Below are 6,517 nucleotides of genomic sequence, written 5' to 3'. Positions count from 1 at the left end.
GCTGCTCGACTATGAGCGTGCCGTGAAGACACCCTATGAACTGGCGTGTCTGCGCAAGGCCAGCGAACTGGGCGCCCGTGGCCATGCGGCAGCATTCGCGGCATTCAGCCGCGGAGGCTCCGAATACGACGCGCACATGAGCTATCTGGAAGCCTGCGGGCAGCGCGAAGAGGAGATGCCCTATAACAACATTGTCGCCTACAACGAGAATGCGGCCGTGCTGCATTACCAGCACTTGGCACGCGCGACGCCCGCGCCGTTGCGCTCATTCCTGATCGACGCCGGTGCCCAATACCGCGGCTATGCCTCGGATATTACCCGCACCTACGCGAAGTCTTCCGGGCGGTTCGCGGATCTCGTGCAAGCGATGGACAAAGCGCAATTGGCGCTGTGTAGCGAGATCCTTGCCGGCCGCGATTACCGCGACGTGCATCTCTCGGCACATCGGATCCTGGGCGACGTCATGCAGCAGATCGGCCTGACCAAGTTGCCGGGACAAGCCGCCTTGGAGTCCGGCGTGACCAGCGTGTTTTTTCCGCATGGCATCGGGCATTTGTTGGGTCTACAGGTACACGATGTCGGCGGCGTCATGGGCGATGCGAACGGTCATGAGCGTGAACGGCCCAAAGGCCATCCCTTCCTGCGCTTGACCCGCATGCTCGAACCCGGCGTGGTGGTGACGGTGGAGCCCGGTATTTACCTGATTGATTCGTTGCTTGCCGCGGCTCACGCGGACGAGCGTCGTGCGCATATCGACTGGGCGGTAGTCGAGGAACTCAAGCCCTACGGCGGCGTGCGCATCGAAGACAACGTTGCCGCGACCACTCACAAACCCGAAAACCTGACTCGCGACGCATTCGCTCGAGCCGCTGTGCGCAAAGGAGCCGGGGATTGACCGTCAATTCGACCTGCAACTGGGCGAAGCCGTCGTCCTCAAGGTAGTAGTATCTCGATGCCGCTCAAAGGCTGGCAGCTCAATGAGGGGATCACTCAGCGCGGGCCCAGGTGCTGCGCGAAAAATTCAAGTTCGTTTTGTCGGATTTTGACCAGGTCCGCTGAGTCGAACAGCGCATTCTGGTCGCTGGCCGCGCCATCACGGGCTCCATAGAACTCAATTCGTGCGAGGCTGGAATGTGGAGCGCTGCGGTGTGGTTTCGCAGGCCCGGCCACGCTGGCCAGTAGCGGTGTGGCTGTCGGTAGATCATTCGGTCGTGGAGAATCATGGCTTTCAATCGCGACGGCGTTCACGAGTCGTTCGCGGGCGAGGCGCAGCGCCATGCGCGCGCCTTCGCCCACACCCAGCACGCCGAGCTTCACAGGATGAGTCACAGACTGCGCGTCGAGGAACTTGAGCGCCGCGCCAATGTCCGCCCAAGTCTGTTCCTCTGGGGGTGTTAATTCCGGGGATCCGCCCCGGTTGGGGTCGAGCAGTACAACTCGGTAGCCGGCCTCCGCCAGTTTCTGCGCCGCAAGCTGAATCGCCGGCGAGACGCCCGCTTTGCCCGGAATCAGCAGCAGGCCACCCGGCAAGTTGGGATCGGCCGGGGTAAAGAAAAATCCGTCCGCAGCGTAGGGTCCCTCGCCGTGCATATGGATTCGCACACCCTGTGCGAAGGCAGAACCGCTTGCCAGCAACGCGAGTAGGCAGCATCTCGCGAAGAAGGATGTCAGGGCAGCGCGCACAGCTATTGCGGCGTGAAGGTCAAGGTATCGAGACAGATCGGGTATCCGGTCGATTTTGCGTTTTTACCGGTCACCGAGAAACGCAATGCGTGGGTGCCGGCCGTGCCAATGGTCACGGGTCCGACATCGAGCGTCCGGTAAGATTCGGTGGCGGCGTAGCCATCTTGCACCGGGCCGACGTTCACCCCGTCGAATGCCACTTGAAACAAACCACGGAGGAAATAGGCCTTGGTCGTCAATTTCAGATCGTAGGTGCCTGGCTGCGGGAAGTTGACATTCAAGATCACGTAGTCGCCCACCTTGGTGGCATCGAGAATGGTGCCGATGCCACCGGAGAAGCTCGGCCACGTGAAGGTGCGAAAGGTAGGACCTGAGCTCACCGCGGATAGATTTTCGGCCTGGTAGGTCGCCTCGCTTGCCCCTGCGGTGGATTTGAACACCCATGTGAGGATCTTCTGGCTGGCTGTCGCGCCGCCCGTGCCGCCGGTAAAGCCCACGTATGCCGAAGTGGCTCCGATCGTCGACGGAATGTTGATCGTCTTCGAACTGACATACTTGCCATTGGTGACCGGGTCGGTGATCGTCATCTGCAAGGTTGTGCCGTCATAGACAAGATGCACGGTTACGGTATCGCCATTGGAAAGCGCGATGTTTGACGACGTGAGGCTCACGGTGGGTATCGTGGGCGATGCACCGTTGACATACACGCCGGTCGAACTGGTCCCTTCCCCGTAGTTGTTGTAGATATCGAACTTGACCGCCACGCTGTTCGGGATGCCTCCGGTACCTCCCGGGGAGCCGGGCCCGTAGCCGAGGCCGCCGCCAGACGGACCGAGGGCAGTCGGGCCTTGCGCCTGGATGGTAAAGGTAATGCCGTCGCCCAACGGCGCAGAACCGGACAGCTGGAAGGTGAAGTCACTGGTGAAGTTGCGGATATCCACGGCGGCTGAGCTGAATACGCTGCCTGCTTGATGTTGCCCACCGTCGGTCAGCTGCAGTCGACTGTCGTCGGTATTGGTCGCGCTCCCGTTGAGCGTAAGCCCTGCTACAGAGGAGAACCCGTTCGGAAAGTTGAGTACCGGCGGCGTGCCGATGGTGTAGATGCCGGACGCGACGCTCGAATTGTTGTAGCCCGATGCGACCGCAATGGCCTGGACTTGTGTGGTGCTGCTGATCGTGATGGGGCCGATGTAGGGCGTCGAGGCTGTCGTCGGCGCCGTGCCGTTCGTGGTGTAGTGAATAGCGGCACTCGTCAAGGCGTCCGCGATGCTGACGCTCGTGGCATTCGAATATACAGCCGGTACCGGACTGAAGGTCGGAGTGGGCACGGTCGGCTTCACGGTCGACAGGAGTCCGTAGACGCTCACTTGCGAGCGCGCGCCGACGTACACCTGGCCGTTGGCGACTACCGGTACCACGAACTTGACCGCCATGCCTGCTGCATCGCGGGTCGGGTTCTGATCGCTGGCATACAGCTGGCGGGACACGTTGGTAGCGTCATGGGCGTACAGTATCGCCTGATCGTTGGTGCTGTATGTATCGCTGCGGATGGTCCACACGATGCCATTGGCGGTACCGTTGGAGCTGATCACGGGGCTCGCGCCCGGAAAGGCAGAGGTCACTGAGCCGGTAAAAGTCGGCGTCGCGCTCAGCCGGCCGGCGTTGAGCGAGAATTGCTTCAATTTGTCTGTGCTTCCCCAGAAATAGACCGACTTGTTCCAGTAAGCCGGCGTGCTCCACAAGCCAGCAACCTGGCCGCTGATCTCCTGAACGATGGCATTGTGGCTGGAGTTGTAACCTCCGAGGTTGTCGCGGTCGAGCACCTCGATGCGACCATTCTTACCGATCTGCACCAACTCACGCACCGGCGTGGTTGTCTGGTCCGGCAAGAGCAGAATGCCACCCGAAGTTTGATCGCGGTCGCTACTGCTCAGACTCACCGTATCGTACGGCGTCCACGCATCAGTGATGCTCAGGCCGCCGTTGGTGATGTCGCCCCGTACGATCGAGTTGCTGTAATTTTGCGGGGTGTTATACGGTGGAGAGGGTATAGGATTGCTGCCATTGCCCGTGCCGAAAAAGTTGCCGGTGGCGAAGAATATACGGCTAGTTCCGTTGACCGTATCAGCCGCCGGTGGTGCGCCCGAGTGCCAGATACCGTTACCTTTGGCGTTGGGGCTGGAATTGTAGACCGCGACCTGTTTGAGGGTGGTTGCGTTGTAGGCGAACAGCCAGCCGTGGTAGGGACCGTTGTCGCCGTGTGCACCAAAAGCGACATATACCGAACCGTTCGCCAGCATCAGGCCGGTACGGTTCAGTTGCCATGTGGGGTTGAAGGTTATGGTGCCATTGACACTGGCAATACCGGTTCCGGGCACCGATGCGGTGATGAGGACGGGGCTGCCTGCTTTCTCGTTGCCCGTCGCCAGGTCGAGTGCATGCAGCCGCACCGGATGAGTGGTGCCTTCCTTCGTCTTCGAAACCACGAAAAGCGTGCCGCTCGCCATGTCGATGACGGGGGTCCCGGTGATGCCTATCTCCGGAACGATGTCATTGGTGCCGAGATCTGTACTCGGCACCGAGGTCGCCCCACTGGCGGCACCGTGCGAGACGTCGAGCAGACTTGCTTTCCACAGCTGCTGGTTCTTGTAGGCATCAAAGGCGAACACGCTGTCGTGCTCGGTAGCCACGTACACGACATCGTGCACCGTCCCGCCGGCATTCACGCCGGTGACCAGCAGCGGCTGCGCATACACATAGCCGTCGACCGTGTAGGAAAAGAGTTTTCCGAAGGTGGCGGGTTTGACGTTCGCGGTCGTGAGAACGGTTTCGGTCGTCGTCTGGCCTTGACGGCTGTTGTCGTAGCGCCAGCTCGTCACGTTGATGGCCGCGTGCGCGGACAAGGTGACGCCCGCCAGTGCCGCAAACACCGCGAAGCGCGTCTTGATCCCCATGTTAATTCTCCGACGTTTCCGCCGGCTTCATGCCGGCATAACAATCTTGTTCGTGTCCGAAGGATCGTCCGGGCAGAGCCTCTCGTCAAGACAATTCCTGCGCCGGATGAGCCGCTTTACTTCAATCGAGACCTTGGTACTTTTTACAAATTCGATTGCCTTTGCGCTGTACCATTTACAGTCATGCGAGCATCAAGTGCGGAGGAGTTGCACTCGTGTCGGACTGGTGCAAGGTGAGCAAGACAGTCGCCGAAAGGTACAAAACCAGCATGACCAATGGGCACGAACGGCGTTGAATGGGACAATACCGCTCTCGAGCGATGCGCAGGTCCGGCGTAAGTTATTGACTATACTGGCTTAAATGGTGGGCCGTGTAGGGATCGAACCTACGACCAATTGATTAAGAGTCTCCTGCTCCCGTGAGACGAATACGTCCCACCGTACGAACCTCTTTTGGGACATATCAGTTCCACCGACTCGACCCCGCACTCATCGGCGGCTACGGTCCGTATCGAAACACCGGCAACTTCGACATCGCTACCCCTGCCAAAGCTCTATTCGACGCGCTGTATTTGTCGACCCGGCGCGGCCGGCGGCTGCGACATTTCCCCGAGCTGAGCTGGCCAGCGAACATCTCTCGTCGCGAATTACGTGAGTGGATCGCAAAGATCGACGATAGCAGGCTACGGGTGGCGGTCACCGAACGGTGGGATGTCTTGCGGCACAAGTCGCAGCCATGAGCAGCAAAGAAATCTACGTGAGCACCGGCAACTGATTCAGAACAAAGCCGCCGCTGACCTCAAGCGGCGGCTTTCTTGCGCCGCTTCGGCTTCGCTTCCGCTTCGCCTTCGTCGGCGGCGGGCGCGGCCTTCTTGCTCTTCTTCGAGGCTGCCTTGGGGGCTTTGGCGGCCTTGGTATCGTCCTTCTTTTCGGTCGCTACCACCGCGGAATCCACCAGCTGCATCAGCGCCATGTCGGCTGAATCGCCCGGACGCGGCTCCATCTTGAGAATCCGCGTGTAGCCGCCGGCGCGCGCCTTGAAGCGCGGCCCCAAATCGGCAAACAGCTTTTCCACCACATTCTCGTCGCGCAACCGCGCATACGCCAGGCGGCGCATCGCGATCGAATCCACCTTGGCGAGGGTGATCAACGGCTCGACTACTCGGCGCAATTCCTTGGCCTTCGGTACCGTGGTGCGAATGGTTTCGTGCTGCAGCAGCGAGGTCGCCATGTTGCGCAACATCGCATGACGATGCGAGGCATTTCGCGATAGCTGACGGCCGCTGTTTCTGTGACGCATGTTCTTCTCTTAACCCTTATCGCTTAATTCAAATGCCGTCGCGCTCGTCGTCGCGCTTCAATCCCGGCGGCGGCCAGTTGTCGATCCGCATACCCAACGTCAGGCCGTGACTCTCGAGAACCTCTTTGATTTCCGTCAAAGACTTCTTGCCGAGGTTCGGCGTGCGCAGCAATTCGACTTCCGTGCGTTGCACCAGATCGCCGATGTAGTGGATGTTCTCCGCCTTGAGGCAGTTGGCGCTGCGCACCGTGAGTTCCAGTTCATCGACCGGACGCAACAGAATCGGATCGAACTGCGTTTCAGTGGCTTTTGTCGTCGATTCATCCTGACCCTGCAGGTCGACGAACACCGACAACTGGTCCTTGAGAATTCCACCGGCACGGCGGATCGCCTCTTCAGGATCGATCGTCCCGTTGGTCTCGATATCCAGAATCAGCTTGTCCAAGTCGGTGCGCTGCTCGACGCGCGCACTCTCGACGTTGTAGGTCACCTTGCGCACGGGGCTGAAGGAAGCGTCCAATTGCAAACGGCCGATCGCGCGCGTCTGCTCTTCAAATGCCATGCGCTGCGCCGCCGGACG

General features: G+C 60.2%; 4 protein-coding genes and 1 pseudogene. 1 reads left to right on the top strand and 4 read right to left on the bottom strand.

Annotated features, from left to right (window positions below):
- A partial coding sequence (gene pepQ, locus VK519_RS16610; protein ID WP_324351598.1) for a Xaa-Pro dipeptidase occupies positions 1 to 895 on the top strand: 895 nt, incomplete at its 5' end.
- A gap of 95 nt (positions 896 to 990) precedes the next feature.
- Here the strand turns inward: pepQ and VK519_RS16605 are convergent.
- From VK519_RS16605 to VK519_RS16590, 4 genes and pseudogenes are all read right to left on the bottom strand, one after another.
- A complete protein-coding gene (locus VK519_RS16605; protein ID WP_324351597.1) occupies positions 991 to 1,590 on the bottom strand; it encodes a dienelactone hydrolase family protein in 600 nt (199 codons plus the stop codon).
- A 95-nt stretch (positions 1,591 to 1,685) separates the two neighbouring features.
- Positions 1,686 to 4,637 (bottom strand): lectin-like domain-containing protein, encoded by a 2,952-nt coding sequence (locus VK519_RS16600; RefSeq protein ID WP_324351595.1) that lies wholly within the window; start codon positions 4,635 to 4,637, stop codon positions 1,686 to 1,688.
- 928 nt (positions 4,638 to 5,565) lie between these two features.
- Positions 5,566 to 5,937: pseudogene (gene rplQ / locus VK519_RS16595) on the bottom strand (50S ribosomal protein L17); the annotation flags it as partial.
- 28 nt (positions 5,938 to 5,965) lie between these two features.
- The coding region (locus VK519_RS16590; RefSeq protein WP_324351593.1) for a DNA-directed RNA polymerase subunit alpha at positions 5,966 to 6,517 on the bottom strand (552 nt) is incomplete at its 5' end.

The sequence above is a fragment of the Pinirhizobacter sp. genome, assembly GCF_035317885.1.
Classification (GTDB): domain Bacteria; phylum Pseudomonadota; class Gammaproteobacteria; order Xanthomonadales; family Rhodanobacteraceae; genus Pinirhizobacter.
The sequence above is the reverse complement of the archived record's forward strand: the minus strand, read 5'-3'. Positions and strand labels throughout refer to the sequence as shown.